The sequence below is a fragment of the Rhodococcus sp. 21391 genome (assembly GCF_016772255.1).
GTDB classification, from domain to species: Bacteria; Actinomycetota; Actinomycetes; order Mycobacteriales; family Mycobacteriaceae; genus Rhodococcus_F; species Rhodococcus_F opacus.
In genome coordinates, this window is sequence record NZ_CP063781.1 from 2,617,814 (window position 1) to 2,638,249 (window position 20,436).

Annotated in this window: 17 protein-coding genes and 3 pseudogenes; 5 read left to right on the forward strand and 15 right to left on the reverse strand. The window is 66.7% G+C overall.

The window, feature by feature from the left end; all coding sequences use genetic code 11:
- The 7 genes and pseudogenes from GO592_RS12280 to ald all read right to left on the reverse strand — a co-directional run bounded on the left by GO592_RS12280 (nt 1) and on the right by ald (nt 6,760).
- Nucleotides 1–342: an HNH endonuclease gene (locus tag GO592_RS12280; protein ID WP_005575223.1), complete on the reverse strand. Its 342-nt coding sequence runs from the start codon at nt 340–342 to the stop codon at nt 1–3.
- Nucleotides 343–355: 13 nt separating this feature from the next.
- The gene (locus tag GO592_RS12285) at nt 356–1,795 is read right to left on the reverse strand and encodes an FAD-binding oxidoreductase (RefSeq protein WP_237737217.1); all 1,440 of its coding nucleotides are present in this window, start codon (nt 1,793–1,795) and stop codon (nt 356–358) included.
- The gene (locus GO592_RS12290; RefSeq protein WP_172650777.1) at nt 1,779–3,248 is read right to left on the reverse strand and encodes an APC family permease; all 1,470 of its coding nucleotides are present in this window, start codon (nt 3,246–3,248) and stop codon (nt 1,779–1,781) included. Before GO592_RS12290 ends, GO592_RS12285 begins: the two co-directional genes overlap by 17 nt.
- A gap of 271 nt (nt 3,249–3,519) precedes the next feature.
- Nucleotides 3,520–3,942 (reverse strand): hypothetical protein, encoded by a 423-nt coding sequence (locus GO592_RS12295; protein WP_172650776.1) that lies wholly within the window; start codon nt 3,940–3,942, stop codon nt 3,520–3,522.
- Nucleotides 3,943–4,129: 187 nt separating this feature from the next.
- Complete coding sequence (locus tag GO592_RS12300; RefSeq protein ID WP_172650775.1) at nt 4,130–4,612, reverse strand: DUF1931 family protein; 483 nt, start codon at nt 4,610–4,612, stop codon at nt 4,130–4,132.
- A 447-nt stretch (nt 4,613–5,059) separates the two neighbouring features.
- Nucleotides 5,060–5,633: pseudogene (locus GO592_RS12305) on the reverse strand (alanine racemase C-terminal domain-containing protein); the annotation flags it as partial.
- A 20-nt stretch (nt 5,634–5,653) separates the two neighbouring features.
- Nucleotides 5,654–6,760, reverse strand: coding sequence for an alanine dehydrogenase (gene ald, locus GO592_RS12310; RefSeq protein WP_202715173.1), 1,107 nt, complete (start codon nt 6,758–6,760; stop codon nt 5,654–5,656).
- Between the two features lie 468 nt (nt 6,761–7,228).
- On the opposite strand from ald, the gene GO592_RS12315 reads away from it, so the two are divergent.
- The 3 genes from GO592_RS12315 to GO592_RS12325 all read left to right on the forward strand — a co-directional run bounded on the left by GO592_RS12315 (nt 7,229) and on the right by GO592_RS12325 (nt 13,067).
- On the forward strand, nt 7,229–8,758 hold the full coding sequence (locus GO592_RS12315; RefSeq protein WP_172650773.1) for a hypothetical protein: 1,530 nt from the start codon (nt 7,229–7,231) through the stop codon (nt 8,756–8,758).
- Nucleotides 8,759–8,971: 213 nt separating this feature from the next.
- Nucleotides 8,972–10,204, forward strand: coding sequence for a hypothetical protein (locus GO592_RS12320; RefSeq protein WP_172650772.1), 1,233 nt, complete (start codon nt 8,972–8,974; stop codon nt 10,202–10,204).
- A gap of 19 nt (nt 10,205–10,223) precedes the next feature.
- Nucleotides 10,224–13,067 carry an FtsW/RodA/SpoVE family cell cycle protein gene (locus GO592_RS12325; protein WP_202715174.1) on the forward strand — a complete coding sequence of 948 codons (2,844 nt, stop codon included), beginning with the start codon at nt 10,224–10,226 and terminating at the stop codon, nt 13,065–13,067.
- Here GO592_RS12325 and GO592_RS12330 read toward each other — a convergent pair whose 3' ends face one another.
- The 4 genes from GO592_RS12330 to GO592_RS12345 form a co-directional block, all read right to left on the reverse strand.
- Nucleotides 13,068–14,057 (reverse strand): rod shape-determining protein, encoded by a 990-nt coding sequence (locus GO592_RS12330; RefSeq protein WP_144286821.1) that lies wholly within the window; start codon nt 14,055–14,057, stop codon nt 13,068–13,070.
- A gap of 99 nt (nt 14,058–14,156) precedes the next feature.
- Complete coding sequence (locus GO592_RS12335) at nt 14,157–14,870, reverse strand: YwaF family protein (protein ID WP_172650770.1); 714 nt, start codon at nt 14,868–14,870, stop codon at nt 14,157–14,159.
- Between the two features lie 18 nt (nt 14,871–14,888).
- On the reverse strand, nt 14,889–16,235 hold the full coding sequence (locus GO592_RS12340; RefSeq protein WP_202715175.1) for a permease prefix domain 1-containing protein: 1,347 nt from the start codon (nt 16,233–16,235) through the stop codon (nt 14,889–14,891).
- Complete coding sequence (locus GO592_RS12345; protein WP_005246523.1) at nt 16,235–16,597, reverse strand: PadR family transcriptional regulator; 363 nt, start codon at nt 16,595–16,597, stop codon at nt 16,235–16,237. The genes GO592_RS12340 and GO592_RS12345 overlap by 1 nt, the downstream gene beginning before the upstream one ends.
- Before the next feature lie 130 nt (nt 16,598–16,727).
- On the opposite strand from GO592_RS12345, the gene GO592_RS12350 reads away from it, so the two are divergent.
- Nucleotides 16,728–17,471, forward strand: coding sequence for a Clp protease N-terminal domain-containing protein (locus tag GO592_RS12350; RefSeq protein ID WP_005262751.1), 744 nt, complete (start codon nt 16,728–16,730; stop codon nt 17,469–17,471).
- Between the two features lie 31 nt (nt 17,472–17,502).
- On the opposite strand, the gene GO592_RS12355 is transcribed toward GO592_RS12350, so the two are convergent.
- Both GO592_RS12355 and GO592_RS12360 read right to left on the reverse strand, forming a co-directional pair.
- Nucleotides 17,503–18,399, reverse strand: coding sequence for an SDR family oxidoreductase (locus tag GO592_RS12355; RefSeq protein WP_172650767.1), 897 nt, complete (start codon nt 18,397–18,399; stop codon nt 17,503–17,505).
- A 113-nt stretch (nt 18,400–18,512) separates the two neighbouring features.
- Nucleotides 18,513–18,776 (reverse strand): annotated as a pseudogene (locus GO592_RS12360) (helix-turn-helix transcriptional regulator); the annotation flags it as partial.
- On the opposite strand from GO592_RS12360, the pseudogene GO592_RS12365 reads away from it, so the two are divergent.
- A pseudogene (locus GO592_RS12365) lies at nt 18,775–19,215 on the forward strand (aldo/keto reductase); the annotation flags it as partial. The pseudogenes GO592_RS12360 and GO592_RS12365 sit on opposite strands and share 2 nt — an antisense overlap.
- A 37-nt stretch (nt 19,216–19,252) precedes the next feature.
- Here the strand turns inward: GO592_RS12365 and GO592_RS12370 are convergent.
- Both GO592_RS12370 and GO592_RS44345 read right to left on the reverse strand, forming a co-directional pair.
- Nucleotides 19,253–19,834 (reverse strand): hypothetical protein, encoded by a 582-nt coding sequence (locus GO592_RS12370; protein ID WP_237737219.1) that lies wholly within the window; start codon nt 19,832–19,834, stop codon nt 19,253–19,255.
- On the reverse strand, nt 19,835–20,122 hold the full coding sequence (locus tag GO592_RS44345) for a hypothetical protein (protein ID WP_237737220.1): 288 nt from the start codon (nt 20,120–20,122) through the stop codon (nt 19,835–19,837).
- Nucleotides 20,123–20,436: the final 314 nt, after the last annotated feature.

Consider the following 20,436-nt stretch of genomic DNA (forward strand, 5'->3'; position numbering starts at 1 on the left):
TTACGGGCCGGTGATTTCCGGCGCCTCGAGTTCGGTGCCCGGTTGCGTGGGGAACCGCAGCGCGAGTGCTGTCTTGATTTCGATGTGACGCAACAGGAAGGCGCGCTCGTCGAGCCGCTTGCGCCGCAGCCAGCCGGTGACTTCGTCGTTGCATTTACTGGCGTTGCACGAGCCGCAGGCCGGGGCGATGTTGTCGAGGGTGTAACGCCCGCCGCGGGACAGTGCCTGCACGCAGTCGCGTTGCAGCGGCTTGTCGGTCGCGCCGCAGTACGCGCAGCCGCCCCACGCCTCGGTGAGTGCACTCCACTGCTCGGCGGTGAGATCGTGCTCGACACTCTCCATCCGACGCTTGCGTTTACGCGCGCCCCTGGCCCTGCGACTCCGGTTGACCGCCATCGCCCCAGGGTAGGACGCGGGACGGGTCAGCCGGTGACAGGGGCACGCTCTGCTCGAAGTTGAACACGTTCTCCGGGTCGTAGGTGGCCTTCACCTCGCGCAGCCGCTCGCGGTGGGAGCCGTAGTACTCACGTTCCCAGTCCGCCGCGGCGGCGTTGGGCACGTTGACGTAGGCGCCGTCACCATAGGGGCGCAACGCGCGCCAGAAGTCGGCCGCCCAGCCCAGTGCCGTCGAGTTCAGGGCGGGGTCGTTCCAGGCGGCACCCGGCTCGCAGTAGAACAGTGCGTCGCGGTGAGGGAACGCGGTTCCGCCGGGCGGCGCATGCCGTACGGCCCCGCCGAAGCTCGTGCAGAAGAAATTGCTCGGCGGGCTGGGCGTGTTGCCCATGTAGTGGACGATCAGATCGATCGCCTCGTCGGGGAACGGCTGGGTGACGAACTGCGAGTAGAACTTCCAGAGGGCGACGTCATCCGGGCCCCTGTCGACGTCGCCGTACACGGTCGGCCAGGCGTCCTCCGTCACAGTCACGTCGGGGTCGCCGATCGTCAGCAGCGGGCGCAGTTGGTCCTCGAGTTCTCGCCATGAACCGCCGTACAGCAGCGCAGACAGCTCGACCGCGGTCGAATCCACCTCGAGCGCGCTGGTCAGCCGCTCGTCGGCGACCGGCGCGTCGCGCTGCCACGCGCGAAGTAGGGCGCCCAGCTCGCCGTGACCGGTCCACCTCGCGACCAGGAATGTGACGTTCGAGAGCTCGTGCAGCCTCAACGTGTAGGACGTCGCAATCCCGAAGTTGCCGCCGCCTCCACCACGGCACGCCCACAGCAGGTCGGAGTTACTGTGCTCGGTCGCCTCCACGACCTTCGCCGAGCGCGAGCCGTCGGCTACCACGACCTCCGCTGTGAGTAGGTTGTCGCAGGCCAAACCCATGCTTCGGGTCAGTAGCCCGAAGCCACCCCCGAGAATCACCCCACCGAGACCGACGCCGCCCTCCGAGCCGGTCGGAACGACGAAGCCGCGTTGCCCGAGCGCCGCGACCGTCTCCTTCTGCGTCAGCCCCGTCCCAACCGTCGCAGTGCGCGCCGTTTCGTCGATCACGATGCTCTTCATCCGACTGACGTCCACGACCAGCCCGCCGTCGATCGACGACCAGCCCTCGAGGCTGTGGCGACCGCTGCGGGCACGCAGGGCGATCCCCTCCGTGCGTGCCCAGCGGACCGCGTTGACCACGTCCTGTGTGTCGCAGCAGAACACGATGGCTTCGGGGTAGCGGGAATACAGGCGGTTCCAGCCGACCCGCGCCGCCTCGTAACCGGAGTCGCCCGCACGCACCACGTCACCGGTGAGCATGGTGGTCCCGGCAGTCAGGGGCTTGACCTGTCGGTCAGTGTGAGAAGACATCGGCGTCTCCTGGCTCGGTGTCCAGTACCTCGCGTTTGAATAGCAACAGGTAGCCGAAGTACAACCCGCCTGCGACGAGCAAGCCGACCGCAATGAGGATCGAGGTCAAAGCAGTCGAGGGCGAGACGATCACGAACAACACGACAGCCGACCACACCAGCGCGCTGATCGCGACCGGCAACTCGAAGCGCCCGAGATCGAACGCACCCGCCTTCCGATCCAGTCGTCTTCGCACCGCCAGATAGAGGACGATTATCGCGCCGTAGAGAACTGCCGAGATGACCGTCCCTACCGTGAGCAACTCCAGCAGGGCGCCACCCGGCAGCACGGCCATGAGGACGACCCCCACGACGACGATCAGGATGGTCGCCGGAATGGGTGTCTGCGTGCGCGGATTGACCCGACGCATCAGCCGGTGAGCAGGGAAACGTGCGTCGCGCGACATCGCGAACACCATCCGCGAGCAGGTGGCCAGGGTCACCATCCCGGCGCCGAAGAATGCGAACGCGATCGCGACCAGCAGCGACCTCTCCATCACCGGACCCAGCTGATCGCGCAGGATCGCCGCCACCGGCGTGTCGCTGTCGCTCACCCGGGGGATATCTTTGATCGCGATCGTGAGCGCGATCAGGAACACCAGTCCCAGCACCGCCGCCGCCACGACCGATCCCACGATCGCGCGCGGGACGCTGCGAAACGGATCCTTGGCCTCCTCAGCCATATTCGCCGCGGAGTCGAAGCCGACGAGTGTGGCGAGCCCCATGATCATCGCAGCCATCAACCCGCCGCCGACAGCGAAATAGTTGGGGGCGCCCTCGGTGATACCGCGCGAGGTGAGGTTGCCGACCGAGCCCTCGCCCGAGATCGCCACAGCGACGAAGAGCCCGATCGCCAGCACCACCACGATCACCAGTTCGAGCCCCACCGCGCCCGACGTGATCAAGCCGACGAGGCGCGTGGAGAACACGACGAGCACCGCCTGAACAAGGACCACGACGAGCGTGATCACGCGCGCGGTGCCCTCGTCCGGCTGCATGCCGAACAGTGGCATGAGTGCGGAGCTTGCCATCGCATTGTCGACCGTCACCACGCCGAGCGCCAGGTAACAGAAGGTCAGCCAACCGAACAACCAGCCGACTTTCGGGTTGGCCAGCCGCGAGGCCCATTGGTAGGAGGAGCCGCTGAGTGGGATGCGGGCCGCGAATTGGGCGATCACCAGCGCAACGAGGGTCTGCCCCAACGCCACGATGACCCAGAGCCAGATCCCCACCGGCCCGGCGTCTCGCAGTACGTCGTCGTAGGTGCCGAAGATCCCGACCGCCACCGAGATGAATGCGAACGAGACAGCGAACACCTGAAAGGAGCCCAGAGTTCGCTTCAGCTCCGGTTTGTAGCCGCAGTCTTCACATTCTTGATCGGCGATCTGTGCGCCCATCACGTTTTCTGCCGTCATCTCGGCCGCCTCACGTTCACTCGGGAACTGCGGAGAAGTCGATTCGCTTGAAACGACCCGTCACAACGAGACCCGTTCCACGATCAGAGCGAGACCGGTCTGTTTCATCCTCCACCTCATGGATTCGGATGTCATCGATGGTTCGTCTCTCTAAATACTCCGAGATGCGGCAGGCACACGTCATCGCACACGTCTCGGCCGCCGGCGCGAATGGCACCGGCGGCCGCGAGACTCTGCTGGAGACCGAGCGTGAGTCGGCCTCGAACGTATGTCAGATCCAGGGCATGTCCGGATCGAGCGAGTGGGAGATCACCCCGTCGTCGGGCTCGAGGGGGTAGTTGACCTGGTGGATGGTGGCGGCCTGCTGGGAGTTCACGGAAGCGGCGGCGGGTCCGTAGAGGGATGTGCCGCCGGGCTCGACCAGGGTGGTGCCGGGCTCGACGAGGGTCACCTGCGGGGGTACGTCCTCGTCGGGGGCGTCGCAGGAAACCATGGGCCATGCGTTTGCGCAGCCGATACGGTCCCTGACGTCGACCTTGTAGGGGGAGAGTCCGGACTCGGGGGAGGCGACTTGCGGGAACGTCGACTGCGCGGGTGCGGCGACGGCAGTCGCGCTCTGGGCCATGAACATTCCCAGTCCGAGGGCGGCGCCCGTTGCGGCTACGGCGGCGATGCGTGTCTTCGTCGAGTTCATTGCGTTGCTCCTGAGTGTGGTGTGTGAATTTCCGCGTCCCTTGTGGACGAACACCAGTCTTCGCCGGAACGGGGGGCCGGCAACGCCCCCTGAAGGGGTGGGCGGCCATCCATCCAGGGGTGGATCTCTGCACCCCGGGGTGTGTTCCGAATGCATGAAGAGGCAGTGGCCTGCCGTGGTTGGGAGGTCAGAGATAGAGGTCGACGAGGGTACTGATCACCGACCAGTGCGTGGTTCGTGCCCGCACGGTTCTCAACTCGGGGTAGACGGTGCGGAACGTGCGCGCGAGGGCGACGCTGAGTCCGCCGGTGATGTCGGGGAGCCCCAATCGAGTTTCGGTTGCGAGGATGCCGTCGAGGGGCGGGTAGTCGGACAGTCGCTCGACGATCGGGTCTACCCGGAGGCCGGGGCCGAGCTCGCGGAACAATCCGATGTTCTCCTGTAACCCTCGGGTGATCGGCAGGTCGGTGGGTTCGACGACGTGCCGGTGCTGGGCTGCCGCGCTCTCCTGTGCGACGAGGATCAGGTCGTAGAGTTTCGCGGTGACGACGTCGTCGAACCGGTGAAAATCGTCTCTGACGACGCCGAGGCTGGCGACGTCCCGGAAGATGTCCGCGAACTGGTCGAACGTCATCAGCGTCCCGTGGCTTCCGGCCTCCGCACGTTCCATGAGGTGATCATCCCCCGGGATGCGGTCACAATTCCGACGAACCGCGCGCACAGGGCGCTCGGTCGGAAACGACGGGCGGGACGGAGGATCTCCAGGCCGTCTCGGTGCGGCGGAGGATACTTGAATCTCATTGTCCGGCATGACGTCCTGCGTCCCCTCCGACCACGCCAAGCCACCCGGAAAGGCAACCTGTGAACACCACCATCGGCACCGGATCCGACCACGTCCGCCCCTACCTGCACTTTCTCGTCGCCGTCGAGGAACCCAGGAACTTCGGCATCCGGTGGTCCTGCCCGAGCTGACCGTCATCGAACGCGTCCGCGCCAGCGCGGAAGCCACGCTCACCGATCGGCGCCCTCACCCCCGAGGCCTTCCGAGAGGTAGTCCAGCGCCCTCGTGAACCTGGACGCCTGATCACACTGCCGAACCAGCAACTGGTGGCCGGCCTCAGCCACCGCCGATGTATCGCTTCACGATCCGCCCTCGCAGTCCGGTGACCACCTCGTAGTGAATGGTGCCGAGTGGGTCGACCCAGTCCTGTGCGACGGGTTCGCCGCGTCGGCCGTTGCCGAAGAACACGGCGTGGTCGCCTTCCCGGACGCCGCCGCCGTCCGGGCCGAGGTCCACGACCACCTGGGCCATGCACACCCGGCCGATTCCCGGCCGTCGGACGCCACCGAGCAGCACGTCGAAGTTCCCGCCGAAAGCGCGCGGGATTCCGTCGGCGTAGCCGGCGGGCAGCAGGGCAACGACGGTGTCGCGCGGGGCGATCCAGCCGTGCCCGTAGGACACTCCCTCGCCGGCCGCGACCTCCTTGACCAACGCGACCCGCGTCCGGACCGTCATCGCCGGGATCAGCCCGAAGGTCCCCAGTTCGGGATCGGTGTCAGCCCGTAGACGGCGATTCCCGGTCGGACCAGATCGAAATGCAGGTCTGGTCGGTGAGGGTGGCCGCCGAGTTCGCCAGGTGCACGACTTCCGGTTCGAGTCCGCGCGCCTGCGCCGTCGCAATCGCGTCGAGGAATCGCACCCCGGCGGAGGCTAGGCGGCCGGTGTGTGAGCGGTGTAGCCGTGGGCGGCAGCGACTTCGGCGGACAGCAGTTGTCCGTCGTGGGTGGACAGGCCGTCGGCGAGTCCGGGGACGGTCGCGGTGGCCTCTTTCCAGCCCTTGTCGGCGAGGGCGGCGACGTAGGGGAGGGTGGCGTTGGTGAGGGCGTAGGTGGAGGTGCGGGGGACGGCGCCGGGCATGTTGGCGACGCAGTAGAAGACGGAGTCGTGGACCTGGTAGGTGGGTTCGGCGTGGGTGGTGGGACGTGAGTCCTCGAAGCAGCCGCCCTGGTCGATGGCGATGTCGACGAGGACCGAGCCGGGCTTCATCCGCGAGACGAGGTTGTTGGAGACGAGGGTGGGGGCCTTGGCGCCGGGGACGAGGACGGCGCCGATGACCAGGTCGGCGCCCTCGACGGCCTGTTCGAGTTCGAGGCTGTTGGAGGTGATGGTCTTGACCTGGCCGTGGTAGAGGGCGTCGATGTCGCGGAGGCGGGCGATGGACAGGTCGAGGACGGTGACGTCGGCATGCATGCCGTGGGCGATGGCGGTGGCGTTGCGGCCGGAGACGCCGGCGCCGATGACGACGACCTTGGCCGGGCGCACGCCGGGGACGCCGCCCATCAGGACGCCGCGGCCGCCGCCCTGGCGCATGAGGTGGTAGGCGCCGGCCTGTGGGGCGAGTCGTCCGGCGACCTCGCTCATCGGGGCGAGTAGGGGGAGGGAGCCGTCGGTGCCGATGACGGTTTCGTAGGCGATGGCGGTGGTCTTGGACGCGAGCAGGGCGTCGGTGCAGTCCTTGGAGGCGGCGAGGTGCAGGTAGGTGAAGAGCACCTGGTCCTGGCGCAGGCGGGTGTATTCCTCGGCGATGGGTTCTTTGACCTTCAGGAGCAGGTCGGCGGTGTCCCATACCTGGTCGGCGGCCTGGAGGATGTGGGCGCCTGCGGCTTTGAAGTCCTCATCCGCGAAGGAGGAGCCGATGCCGGCTTCGGCTTCGATGATCACCTCGTGGCCGCGTTCGGTGAGTTCGTGGACACCGGCGGGGGTGATGGCCACCCGGTATTCGTGGTTCTTGATTTCGCGGGGGATACCGATCTTCACGGGTAAAGCTCCTGAGCCTGTGGGTGTTTGTTGTGCGCGACGGGCGTCGCGGCGATCGGTGAATGTGAGGCGCATCACTTGATCGCGGAACCAAGTATGAATATTAGCCAATTCAGTGCCAAGAGAACTGCAGATAATTCTGTTTGAGAACGTGACGGCTAGTTAAGATTCAGTTCGGGGAGTGGATGAAGCCCCGGAACCGAAGCATGTTCAGGAGTCGAGCGGTCAGCCGAGCCGCCACCCCAGCCTGCCCAACCGCCGGGGAAAGGGGCGGGAGGACATCCGAGTCGCATCGATGCGGCGAGGGCTGCAATGACCGACGAGCACCTGTACATCCGGGCGCTGTACCACTCACGTTCGCGAGGCCGTCGAGCACTCGCCCTGTCCAGGCCGCGGACCTGACAGCGTGTCCTGCGTGGTCGCCGCATGGGTTGTGCCGGACCGCGAACAGCGAGTACAGCGAATGATATGACGTCGACGAAGGGGACGCGGTGGTTGCCGTTGGCCGCCGTCGCGGTGCTCGTCGTCGTGCTCGCGGCGAGCGGGATTATTCCCGTCTGGCCGGGACTGCTGCACCTGGTTGCGCTGCCGCCGCTGGATCAGTTCGCGGACCTGCGACTTCTGCTGGTACGTACCGCCTCGTGGCCCCAGTTCCTGATGTTGCTGGCCGTGGTGTCGGCCGTGCGGGTCATCCTGATGGCCTGGCTTCTCGGTGGACTCGATGCCCGACGCCTCCGCTTCGCCGCAGTGTTCTATGCGGTGGCGTTCGGCCCCGTCCTCTTGGCGACGCTCGGTGACGCAACCGCCTACGCGACGCTGTACTCGCGGGCGTTTTGGCCGGCGGTGGCGCTGGTCGGGCTGCTGGTCCTGATACTCGGCTCGGTCCCGTGGCAGGGCGGGGTCACCCTACGCGGTGCGATGGCGCGGGCGTGGCGTCGCGGCCTGCGGATCGAGGTGATGGTGCCGTACTGTGCGGCGGTCCTCGCGCTGGGCGCTCTGGCCGACCGGGCCCCGGCCCTCACTGTGCTGCTCGTGCCGGCCTCGGCTGCGGCGACAGGGCTGACAGTGTGGGCGATGGACCGTGCGCCACTCACCCGGCCCGTTACCGCATTCGTCGCCGTCCTCGTCGCGGTGACGGTGGCGTCGGTGGTCTTCGTTCAGACACGACGCTATGACGATCCGGAACCCGGGTCACGACAGGCCGGTTCGCTGTTCATCATGTCCGGAATCAATTCGCGTTCGGGGCAGGGGAGCATCCACCGGGCGGACGTGCACCGGCTGGGTTACGAATGCGATCAGGTCTATTACTTCTCCTACGCCGGCCCTGGCGACGGGCAGCCTCAGCGCGACTCGACGTGTCCGATCAGATCGGGGGCCCCGTACGAACCTGCCGACACCCAGCGCCCCGTCGAGGAACAGGTCGCGTTGTTTGCCGAACAGACCGAGAACCTGCAGCGGCCGTTGATCGTTGCCGCACATTCCCATGCCGCCTGGATCGCGTGGGAGGCGGTTGCCACGGGTCGGGCGCGGGTCGACGTGCTGGTGCTGGTGGGTATCTTTCCGGAAACACCGCTCGGCTTTCCGCCTCCGGACGTCGACCGACGGGGCAGGGTGTTCGGCGACCTGTTGCGGTGGGCGGCGCCCGCGACCGACATCGCCTTCTTCCACTTCGACCCCGATACGCCCGCGGCGCGGCAACTGCTCGGCACCGCGGGCAGTGCACAGGCCATTCTCGGCGAGCCGCTGCCCGGGGAGGTGCGTGTTCTGAGTATCACCTCGGCTGCCGATCTTCCACTGATGCCGCACGGCTGGCGGCTGGACGTCGAACGCAATGGCTGCCCGGTCCGCGCCGCACACTCATCGCTGCCGACATCGGCTGCGTTCGACGACGAGGTGATCCGGTTCCTGGACCACCGGGATTCTCCACCGTGTCCGATGTGGCGGGACTGGGGTGCGGTCGTGATGCGGGCGTTCGGGGTACCGCCGAGCGTGAGCTGACCGGCACCGTGGCGAACCAGCTGTCTGATCGACGACACACAATTGTGTCGAAGCGGTCGGGGCGATTTCTCGGACGCCGGAGCGCGGCCCGGAGTTAAATGGAATGACACAGGCGTAAAGGATTTCGGCAGCGAGTAAGCCCAACTCAAGGTCCGCCGCCGCCCGCTCCGGTGTCGTCCCAACCGTGCGGGAGGCATAGCGTCGGGGTGCACGATGATCGAAGCAGTGACAGGGCTCCTTGCGAGGAGAACCGAGCCCGCCGATGCCCGCCCCGACCCGCCCGAACACATCGATTACGACGAACGTGTCCGCGGTGTCCGACTCGGACGACTTCTTGCGGTGGCGGCCCTGACACCAGCCCAGGCTGCGCTACTCGTCGCGGATGCGCTCGATCAGCTCGAACCGGCGCGCAGCGAAGGGCCCTACCCACTCCACCTCCGGGACGTGACGGTGTCCGAAAGTGGACAGCTCACGATCGGGTGCACGGGCAGTGCGTCACGGCACGACATCAGCGAGGCGGTGGCCGAGCTCGTCCGGCGTATCGCGACGAACTGTCGCGGTTCGGCATTGGCCGACCGGTTGCACGAATCGCTCGCCGAAACAACAGATCTGGATGTGTTGGGGCAACGGGTTCGTCAGGCGATCGCACCCGACGTCGACCCGGCACAGGAGAGCAGGAAGCGCTGCCAACTCGCCGGGCTCGTCGCCGCGACGATGGGACGGCCGCGTACTGACAGTCGAGTCGTGGGGGAGCGGACGGAAGTACAGGACTGGCCGTATGTTGCGGAGGGATCCACCCTCGCACCGTCAGGCTGGTTCCCGCCGGTCCGGAATCCGTGGCATCGCAAAAGGAGACGACCGTCGCGGCGGCAGGGAGCGCTCGGTCTGATCGCGATCCTGATACTCGTCGCTGCGGCGTTGATGGCTCCACGGGTGTGGTCCGAGCTGCGCCGGGGGTGGGACGCCGTCCTGAATCCCGTGAATCCCGCGGAGCAGAATCAGATTCGGCCCGTGTCGCCGCCTCCACCGGAACCCCCGGCTGATCAGGCCGCGCCGGCGACGACCGATGTCGGCCGGGCGCCGTCGTCCGTCGACGTCGGTGCCCCCGGGAGCGCGGGCCCGATCACGCTCGTCACGGCCACGCGCGCCAACGGTGAGTGTCGCCCGGGGCAAGTGTGCGCGATCCGGGTCGACGTTCACCTGGATCCGGCGGCAGCTGTCGGCGCCGTGACCTGGCGGGTGAACGTGTACGACCGCTGTTCCGGCGAGGTGCGGACGGGGAGTGACGTGTCGCTGCCCGTTCAGCCCGGGTCGCAGCAGGTGTACGGCATCGTCCGGACCGATCTGCCGCCGGGCGCCGCGCTCGCCGTCGGGGCCGTCACCAGCGCCCCGGCGACGGCCGCGTCCGAGCCGCTGCTGGTGCCCGCCGAAAACGCTCGCTGCTGAGCGCCGGGGGAGGGGTGGGATGCACGACGACAAGCATGATGACAAGCACGAATCCGACCCGTGGATCGTCGGTGCGGCGATCGTTCTCGTCGTGCTCGGCCTTCTGAATTTGCTCTCGACAGGGAAGACAGCAGACGCTGTTCGCCACACGCTCTTCGCCGTTGCCGGTCTCGGCATCATGTATGTGGTGTCCCGCCTGCGGATGAGTGATCTCCGCGCCTTCGGCTGGGCAGTGTTCACCGTGGCCACCGTGTTGCTGGCGGTCGTGCCGCTTGCGGGGGTCGCGACCAAGGGTGCTCAACGCTGGCTGGACTTCGGCGTATTCACCGTCCAGCCGTCCGAACTGGCCAAGCTCGCCCTGGTTCTCGTGCCCGCGAGCATGCTCGCCGGTGGGTTCACGCCGGCACGATTCGTCGCGACCTTGGCGATCGGGGGCGTACCCATTGCACTCGTCGCACTCCAACCCGACCTGTCGACTGCCGTCGTCCTCGTTGCGACGGCGGGATTCATGCTCATCCTCGCCCGCGTCCCGCTGCTGCCTTTGGTTCCGCTGTTCGTGCTGGGTCTCGCGTCGTTTCCGCTGGCCGTGCTCTTCCTCCGCCCCTACCAACTCGAACGGGTCCACGTGTTCTTGTCGAGCAACGCCGACCCCGCCGGCGCGGGATGGGCCGAGTTGCAAGCGAACATCGCGATCGGCAGCGGTGGCCTGTGGGGGCTGGCGCGCGACCCGATGTACGCGGTGCGGGCCGAGTATCTTCCCGAATCGGAGCACGATCTCGCGTTCGCCAGCCTGGTGTACGGGTGGGGTTTGACCGCCGGCTTGGCTGTCGTGGTGGCAACGTCGGTCATCGTGTGGCGGGCTGCACTCTCCGCGCGCACGGCGCGCACTCGCGAGGCCGCACTCGTTGCGGCCGGAATCGGCGCGTTGTTCGGCATCCACGCGCTGGTGTCGATCGGTCAGAGTCTGTCGCTTCTGCCCCATACCGGCATGCCGATTCCCCTCTTCAGCTACGGGGGCACCGCCGCCATCGTCGGTTTCGTCGCCATCGGACTGGTGCTCGCGGTGCGCCGAGACGGCGTCGCGCGACCGCTGTGGACCCCGGATCCCCGACGGCGACGCCGCCCGCGCGGAATGTCGGCGGGCACCCTGACGATGACCGCGGCACTCGTCGCGATGTCGGTGTTCGCCTGGCAGGTGCAGCACGACCGGGGTGCGGAATTCCGGGCGATGAGCGACCAGCAGATGATGCGGTGCATCCGCCTGCCCGCAGAGCGCGGACTGATCCTCGACCGCAACGGAATTCCGCTCGCGGTCAATGTCGCCGAGTACGCCGTGGCGGTGGTCGCTCGGATGTTCGAGGAGAACGACGACGACACCCGCAGCCGGTTGGCCGCTCTGCTCGCCACGTCTCCCGACGAGTTGGCGGACCTGATCGAGGCCGGTGGCGAGGGGGAGTCTCAGGTGGCGGTAGGCAGAGTCGCGCCCGACCAGGCTCGCCGCATCGTGGATGCGCGACTTCCCGGTGTGCTCGTGGTGCCGTCCGGCCGCAGACAGTATCCGTACGGTGCCGTGCTCGCCTCCGTCCTCGGGCATGTCGGAGTCGCCGACGCAGACGACATGGAACGCTGGCCGCATCTCGCGCTCGGGTCCCGGGTCGGCAAGGCGGGACTCGAAAAGCAGTACGACGCTCTGCTCCGCGGCAGCGACGGCAAACAGTGCGTGTACGTCGATCCGTCCGGGCATCCGGTAGCGGCCGGCGAACGCGTGGACCCGGTGCGAGGCCATGATCTGCGCCTGCACCTCGACATCGGGGTGCAGAACCTGGCGACCGACGCACTTGTGGAGGCGATGCGAACCAGCAAGGGCGACCTCGGTGCCGCCGTCGTGATGGACGCGCGGACCGGAGCCGTGCTGGCCCTCGCCAGCGTCCCGGGCGCCGACAACAACGTCTACGGACCTCCGGCCGACCTCGTCGCCCTCGCGGCGCAGAGTCAGACCCCGGGGCCGAGCCCGTTGGTCAACAACGCCACCCAGACCGCGGTCCCGCCCGGCTCCACCTTCAAGATCGTCGTCGCGGCGGCGAATACCCAATACCCGGTGCTGTCGCCGGACACGGTGGTCGACACGGGCGCGGCCTACACCTACGGCGGCCACACCTTCCGGAACTGGCAACCGATGGGCCCGCACAATCTGCTCCAGGCGATCCAGTGGTCCGACAATGTCTACTTCTACAAGCTCGGTGAACTCCTGGGCCCGGAGAAGATGGCGGACGTCGCGGGGCAACTGGGCGTCGGCCGACGTTCCGGGATCGACCTGCCCGGCGAGGCCGAGGGATTCCTCGGCACCCCGGAGAACGTCGGAAGCATCGGGGCCACCTGGTATCCCGGGTCGACCCTGTTGATGGGTATCGGGCAGGGCACCGTCAGCGCGACCCCGATTCAGGTGGCGCGCTGGACGTCGGGCATCGCCACAGGTGCGATGGTGACGCCTCAGCTCGCTGCGGCATACGGGTCGGAACTGACCCCCATCCCGACAGCGGAACCGCAGCGCCTACCGTTCGCAGACCTACTCGGTCCTGTCCGGGCAGGCATGCGAGCATCCGCGTCGGCCGGGACAGCCGGGCAACTCGCGGACCTCCCTGTACCGGCCGGCGCGAAGACCGGCACGGCGGAGGACCCGTCCGCGCCCGGCGAAGGACTCAACGCCTGGTTCTCCGCGGTCGCGCCTTTCGACGCCCCCCAGATCCAGGTGTCGGTGCTGATCCGCGGCGGTGGCTTCGGGTCGGCGACGGCGGGCCCCGTGGTCAAGAAACTTCTCGAACACTACTTTCCGCGACCACCCGTCCCGGCGCCGAATCGGTGATCAGCTGCTGTACGCGGCAACCACCTCAGGATGAACCAGACACGCCGTGGCGCCTTCGGCGACGCAGGTGAGCGGGCGTTCGGCCGTCTTCACCGGGAACCCGAAGGCCTCCTCGAGCAGCTGCGACAGGCCACGTAGCATCGCCCCGCCGCCGATGACGAGTAGCCCTTCCGACATCACGTCACCGATCGCCTGGGGAGGAAGGTCCTCGAGACACTCGGTCAGTGTCTGCACGATTCCGGTTGTGGTCGGACGCAACGCATCCACGATCTCCTCGGTCTCGAGTGTGACGAATCGCGCCCGCCCGGTAACGGCGTCGCGACCCTCCACGACGAGTGACTGCCCTTCGTCGGTCTCCGGTGCGCCCAGTTTCGCCCGCTCGGCGGTGAGTTCGCCGACCACGATCTTGTGCTCCGACCGCAAGTACTGGTATAGCGCGTTGGTCAGTTCGTCCCCCGCGAGTCGGCAACTGCGGTGAGAGAGAATACCACCGAAACAGATGGCGGTGATTTCCGAAGTGCCGCCGCCGATATCGACGACGAGGTGTGCGCGTGGTTCCATGGGGTTGATTCCGCAACCGAGCGCACCCGCCACCGGCTCCGGTATTAACCCCACCTTCCTCAAACCGGCTTCGTGGCCGACCTCGAGCAGGGCCCGACGCTCGAGCGGGGTGGCACCCGCGGGGACCGAGATGACTCCCTTGGGCCGCAGCCCGTATCGCCTTGCAGAGGAGACCCGTTTGATGACGGCCGTGACGAATGCCCGCGCCGACTCCAGGTCCACGATCACCCCGTCACGCAACGGTCGAACCGGCGTGATTCCGATAGGAGTGCGGCCGACGAGACTTCGCGCCTCCGTGCCGATTGCAAGAGCACGGTGCGGATCCTTCGTTCGAACGAGCATGAAGGACGGCTCGTTCAGTACGATGCCGTCGTCGGGAGTTCCGACGACAGTGTTGGCAGTTCCGAGATCGATACCAAGTCCACCCACGTCGGCCTCCATCGGGATTCCAGCGAGATGGATCTGATGTTACGCAGCGGCAGCGTCGTTCGGAAGACAATGCGTGACACCAAAGACGCCGGGACAACGTCAGGACGGCAGGGGGCTTTCCTCGGCGCGTCGTCGTGCCCGCTCCCACGGCCACGTCATCAGGGCCCACACAACGAGAATCAGTGTCGTTGCGCTCAGTAGGTACACCGGCCACGGACCCAGAACGTCCAGAAGGGTCGCGGTGGCGGGCTTTCTGTTGAGGAATCCGTAATTGGTTCCGGCGACACGGTTGAACGTGAAGGTAGCCGCCGCCCAGACGACCGTGACCAGGACCGTGAACCGGTAGCTGCGCCATCGGGGCCGCATCCTTCGGCCCCACGTCAGATAAATGGCCGCCCAGACCACGAGCAGGTGAATCGCCCAGAACGCGAGAAACTGGTAGTGGGGGAAGTCCGGACCGGTCAGAACAGGCGAGATCAACGCCTGGGTGCTCAGCACGAGTCCCCAGTAGTACGTGAGCGCGTAGGCCCACTGCGCCCGGGACCACAGCGCACAGGCCGCCGCGACGGTCGCGAGATCGGTCAGGCGCAGCGGTACCGAACCGCCGATGGTGGGCGGAAGCGAGAAATAGACCAGTGTCGCGCCGTAGATCGCGGCAGTCAACACCGCAAGGACGCGGCCGAGGCGTCGGGCCTGCGATTCGGTCTGGCAGCGTCCGCGCCAGACCAGAATCGCGGACCCCACGACGAACAGCGCGATCATGGCCCAGTAAGACGGGCCGTATGCCGTGAATTCCCTTTGCGAGGAAAACAATCTCGATCAGCTCCGTGGTCACACGAAGTCGAAAACCGGTGGGAGAACGCCGACCATCAACGCCGCCCACACGCCGAAGACGGGAAGGTAACGGGTCTGCCAGCGTTCGGTGGAGCTGAAACCGCGACGGCCGCGCAGGAACCCGAGGATGAGATGAGCCGACCAGGTCAGGTTGACGAGGAGGACCAGGTTCATTCCGAGTGCCGCCACCTTGTTCGGGGTGAAGCCGAATTCCGCGATTCGAGTGAGCATGGCGAACAGCATCAGCAGGTCGACCGCGAGGGCACTGACGACGAGGACGAGTTGGAGGCGGTCGAACAGGTCGGGTGGCAGGTAGGGGTCACGGGCGGAAATCGCGTACAACAGCAATCCCAGGACGACGACGAGAATGAGATCCATCAGGATCAACAGGTTTCGGTCGACGTCGACGACGCTGCCGGTCGTAGCGAATGCCGTGAGCAACACGAGCAGCATGAGCGTGGTCAGTGGGGTGAACACGCGGGTGAGGACTGGGGCGATGTTCTCGACTACATTCTGTTTCGCCTCCACGAGCCATGCTGCGACGATGACCGCGCCGGCCGTCCCGAACGGCAGCACCCAGTCCTCGATGAACCACTCGACAACCAGGCCGAGCGCGTCGAACGCACCGATCGTCAGGCCGATGAGGACGCCGCCGCCGAGGGCGACGAGGGTCAGGTAGACGACCCATTCGCCGGTGAATCGGATGAAGTCCATTCGCCGCCGATCCGATCGCCACTGACCCCCGACATACGCGAGGCCGACGGCGAACCACAGCGCGATCGGTGCGTGGATCGCCGCGATCACCTCGGTGGCACCGTTCGACGCGAACGGGAAGACGTTCAACAGAACCGCCGCCAGGGCGAACGGCACCAGCAGCACCGCGGCGAGCCGGGGCGTGACCTGTCGCTTCCAGGCGAAGTATCCGGCGAGGAACGGAAGAACGAACAGGCTGAGGTTGCGTGCGAGGTCCTGCTCGCCGAGTGTCGCCACGCCTGCCTTGACCGACAGCGCCGCGCCGACGGCGAGCCCGAGAACGACGAACAGCTCACGTGTGGGGCGAGTGCCGTCGCCATCCGACGCGGCCGGCATCAGAACGAGTTGCTTCCACAGCCGATCGGAGTGCTCGCGCGCGAACTCGCGGGAGATGTCGTCGACGTTGCCCATGCGTTTGACCGCGACCAGGAAGGCCTCGTCGGTCTGCAGTCCGGCGGCGGACAGATCCGAAATTTGATCGCGTAGATGGTCTTCCATCTCGTCGGTGTCGGCGGCGGATATCGCGTGACGGCGCTCGACGTAACCCCGCCACTGGCCGATCTGCGATTCGAGCTCCTTGTCGGTATCCATCACGACCATCCTTCGGCGGAGGCTGGGGGCAGTTGGACGGAGCGCCACACCTGGCTCAGAGCGTCCGCGACGACGTCCCATTGGGCGCGTCGTTCCGCGAGCATCTCCCGGCCCGCAGCGGTGATCGTGTAGTGCTTACGCCTTCGCCCGCTGTCGGAGGCTCCCCACGATGCCGACACGTATTCCAACCTTTCCAGGCGATGCAGAAGTGGGTACAACATTCCGTCGGTCCACTGAATCCGTCCGCCGGACAAGTCGTTCACTCGTTTCAAGATGGCATACCCGTAGGACTCGCCTTCCGCGAGAATTCCGAGCACGAGGGGAGTGGCCGAAGCCGCCACCAGATCTTTCTCGATATGCATAGAACCCCTATCCCTAGCTCTGCTAGTTATAAAAACTAGCAGATCGGATCGCGGGTGGTGCGCAGCTCGCGGAAGTCGAAAGCGACAACCTGGGGTTGACGCGCACGGTGCGTCAACCTAGAGTTGACGTATGGAGACTTCAGATCGCACGACCCCACCCATCCGACTCGACGAGCTCATCGACGCGATCAAGAAGGTGCACGCCGAAGCCCCGCTCGAGCAACTCACTGACGCGGTCCTCGCCGCGGAACACCTCGGTGAACTGGCCGACCATCTCATCGGCCACTTCGTCGACCAGGCCCGCCGCTCGGGGGCATCGTGGACCGAAATCGGCAAGAGCATGGGCGTCACGAAGCAGGCCGCGCAGAAGCGATTCGTCCCCAAGGATCCCGGGCAGGCCTCCGACCTCGACCCGAATCAGGGATTCAGCCGGTTCACTCCGCGCGCACGACAGGTGGTGGTGGTCGCGCAGAACGAGGCCAGGGCGGCACGCACCGCCGAGATCCTGCCCCAGCATCTCATCCTCGGACTCCTGGCCGATCCGGAAGGACTCGGCGCCCGAGCGATCTCCGCGCAGGGCGTGACACTGGATTCGGTCCGGCACGCCGCGACCGCGACGCTGCCCCCCGCCGTCGAGGAGGTGCCCGCGCTCATTCCCTTCGATGCCCAGTCACGCAAGGCGCTCGAACTGACGTTCCGTGAGGCACTACGTTTAGGGCACAACTACATCGGAACCGAGCACATCCTGCTGGCCTTGCTCGAGGTCGAGGACGGGGTCGGAGTGCTCACCGGACTGGGTGTCGACAAAGCTCGCGCCGAGGAGAACATCGCCGCCAACCTCGACGCCATCGTCGCCGCCCGCGAAAAGGAGTGACCTCGCAGGGTCTCCGTCGCCCACGCGGTGCTCAGGTGAAGGGCGTCCCGCCGGTGACGCCGAGCACTTCTCCGGTGACGTAGCTGGATTCGTTCGATGCGAGGAATACGTACGCGGGTGCCAGTTCGGCCGGCTGGCCGGGCCTGCCCAGAGGCACGTCGTCCCCGAACTGCCGATAACCGTCGGCGGGCATTGTCGCGGGGATCAGCGGCGTCCAGATGGGCCCCGGTGCAACGGCATTGACCCGGATTCCCCGCTTCGCCACATCGGCCGCCAAACCCTTGGTGAAATCGATGATCCCTGCCTTCGTGGTGGCGTAGTCGAGAAGCCCGGGAGACGGATTCATCCCCTGGATCGACGAGGTGTTCACGATCGTCGATCCAGGTTCCATGACCGCGACGGACTTCTTGCACAACCAGAACAGCGCGTAGAGGTTCGTGCGCAGGACACGGTCGAACTGCTCGGTGGTGATGTCGGCGATACCACCCGTCTGCACCATCTGAAAGGCCGCGTTGTTGACGAGTATGTCGAGACCGCCGAGTTCACGGACCGTCAGATCCACGAGCGCCTGACAGTGGTCCTCCGACGTGATGTCACCGGTCGCGACGACGCCTCGTCGTCCGGCCTCTTCCACCAGTCGCACAGTCTCCCGTGCGTCCGACTCCTCGGCCTCCAGGCAACTGACCACGACGTCGGCACCCTCGCGTGCAAACGCGATCGCCACCGCCCGTCCGATGCCCGAATCCGCGCCGGTGATCAGGGCGCGGCGACCGTCGAGGCGGCTGCTTCCCCGATAGGACTTCTCGCCGTGATCCGGGGCGGTCACCATGTCGGAGGTCAGTCCCGGGTGCGGTAACTCCGGTTGGTGTTCGCGATCGGGGGCGGGGTACTGCGTAGTGGGATCCTGCCGGACGTACTGGTCGGCCATTCTCGTACCCTTCTTCGTCTTCTGTCGAATCGGCAAGCCGGACTGATCACTTCGTCGAATCAGTGAAAGGCGCTTCCCGCGACGCTTACCCCTTCGAGAGGACCCGGAAACCGTCAGGGCAGGGGGCCGGCGTGCGATAGTGCGGTGTTCGTGCCTATGCCGTGAGCGTCTTTGCCGGGGGAGGCGCCGAACAGGCGGCGGTATTCGCGACTGAACTGTGAGGGGCTGTCGTAGCCGACACGATGCCCGACGCCCGCGACGTCACCGGGGTGGGCGACCAGCATCGAGCGGGCGTGTTGCAGTCGAATTCGTTTCTGAAACTGCAAGGGGCTCATGGCCGTGACTCCTCGAAAGTGCCGGTGAAACGCTGATGCACTCCCGTGGAGCCCACTGAAGAACGGTTTCCTGTCCGGCAAATATCGCCGCGGCACAGAGGTCACCGACTCCGCCCGCACCGCCTTCGTCGGCGGTCCGACCGACGCCGAGTTCGTGGTCATCGACGCCGTCGCCGCAATCGCCGACGACCTTGCGACCACTTCGGCAGCCGTTGCGCTGGCCTGGCCGCGTGCCCGGTCCGGGACCGTCGTGCCTATCCTCGGCGCCAGGCGCGTCGAGCACCTCACGGACAACATCGCCGGCCTGGAGGTGACCCTCAGCCCCGAACACCTCCGCACGCTCGACGAAGTCTCGGCGCCGACACTGAATTATCCGGCGCCGATGCACGGCGAGCAGCGGGCGATGCTCCAGTTCGCCGGCGCCACGGTGGACGGGGAATCGTCCACCGTGTATCCACCGCTGCTGCAGAGCGACGTCCGAATCCGGCCGGGTGAGGTACGGACAGCGAGGTCGACCCCTAGTTCGCCGGCAATATCCGCCGAACCGCGCGAATCGTGACGGCCGGGCTCGCCGGATGCCATACCTCGCGATCAGAGTAGGACCAGGCATAAGTAGGACTACCGTCGCAAATGCAGTCGAGTAGCCCCGGCGCGTCGAGTTCGTCGGCTGACCATTCGTACAGTTGCTGCAGCCGCGGCCCGATCAGGCCGTAGTCCAGCATCTCACCGACGTTGTGCTCAGCGGCGACATACGCCGCGACGTCGTCCCCGAGGGGATATCGGTCGGGGAGGACCCGAGAGAGGGACAGGAAGTTCCCGGTCATCGAGAGACGGGGATCTCCGAGAAGTGGGCCGGCCGGCGCGAGCCGCCCGAGCGCCAGACGCGGCGCCGCGACCAGGGCATGGGCATAGAGAACACGGAGCAGTACGACGTTGAGGAAGAAGCGCTCCGGACGGCTCTCCGTGCAGGCAAGGTCGCGGTGGTCCAGGTAGGCGGAGGCGATGCTCGCATTGTGGGCCCGGTACCACGTGCGTGCGGTCGGATCGCCAACGAACAGCATCCACAGATCGACGGTGTGCGAGGACGGCGTCCCGCCCATTCAGCCGCTCCGGGCGACAGCCTCGCAGCCGTCGCGCATCAGCCGCTCGTTGACCGCTCGCCACCACGGACTGCCGGGCGGCATCGCACCGAGCGGCGCCAGCACGCCGCGGCCGATCGGCCAGCGCATGAACGACAAAGCCGCCCGGCGGAACGGTAAGTGCCGGGGTGCGTTACCGATCGGACCGTGATAGGTACGGGCGATCAGCTCGAGTCGGACTGCAGGATCGTCACACACCGCATGGACCTGACTCCGCGCCCACTCTGCGGCGGAACGTCGAGAACTCACGCTCCCTATTGTCGGACCCGCCGGCGCTGGGCGGAAGTGTGCGATTTCTACTCGGCCGCGTCTGGCGTCGCACCCGGCGGATGCCACCGATGTATGTTTCGGGTGCAACAGCGGAGAAGTCCTGTGACTTGATACGACAGCGAATGCAGAAGAGCTACAACAGAGTTCCGTTCCCTCCCTCCGGCCATGGAGACACTCCTACGGACCGGTCGAACGCACACCGCTGGCACCGCACTGCTCATCGGATTCGGTGCAGGTCTCACGTAGGCCGCTCAGGTCGTCACGCCGCCCGCAGCGCCGTACGCTCCCTGACG

Bases quoted from the DNA above. Each gene is read 5' to 3' on its own strand.
- GO592_RS12340 (WP_202715175.1), bottom strand. From the start codon at position 16,235: ATGGATACCGACAAGGAGCTCGAATCGCAGATCGGCCAGTGGCGGGGT.
- GO592_RS12290 (WP_172650777.1), bottom strand. From the start codon at position 3,248: ATGACGGCAGAAAACGTGATGGGCGCACAGATCGCCGATCAAGAATGT.
- GO592_RS12320 (WP_172650772.1), top strand. From the start codon at position 8,972: ATGATCGAAGCAGTGACAGGGCTCCTTGCGAGGAGAACCGAGCCCGCC.
- GO592_RS12300 (WP_172650775.1), bottom strand. From the start codon at position 4,612: ATGGAACGTGCGGAGGCCGGAAGCCACGGGACGCTGATGACGTTCGAC.
- GO592_RS12370 (WP_237737219.1), bottom strand. From the start codon at position 19,834: ATGGGCGGGACGCCGTCCTCGCACACCGTCGATCTGTGGATGCTGTTC.
- GO592_RS12345 (WP_005246523.1), bottom strand. From the start codon at position 16,597: ATGCATATCGAGAAAGATCTGGTGGCGGCTTCGGCCACTCCCCTCGTG.
- GO592_RS12325 (WP_202715174.1), top strand. From the start codon at position 10,224: ATGCACGACGACAAGCATGATGACAAGCACGAATCCGACCCGTGGATC.
- GO592_RS12350 (WP_005262751.1), top strand. From the start codon at position 16,728: ATGGAGACTTCAGATCGCACGACCCCACCCATCCGACTCGACGAGCTC.
- GO592_RS12280 (WP_005575223.1), bottom strand. From the start codon at position 342: ATGGAGAGTGTCGAGCACGATCTCACCGCCGAGCAGTGGAGTGCACTC.
- GO592_RS12285 (WP_237737217.1), bottom strand. From the start codon at position 1,795: ATGTCTTCTCACACTGACCGACAGGTCAAGCCCCTGACTGCCGGGACC.
- GO592_RS12295 (WP_172650776.1), bottom strand. From the start codon at position 3,942: ATGAACTCGACGAAGACACGCATCGCCGCCGTAGCCGCAACGGGCGCC.
- GO592_RS12315 (WP_172650773.1), top strand. From the start codon at position 7,229: ATGACGTCGACGAAGGGGACGCGGTGGTTGCCGTTGGCCGCCGTCGCG.
- GO592_RS12355 (WP_172650767.1), bottom strand. From the start codon at position 18,399: ATGGCCGACCAGTACGTCCGGCAGGATCCCACTACGCAGTACCCCGCC.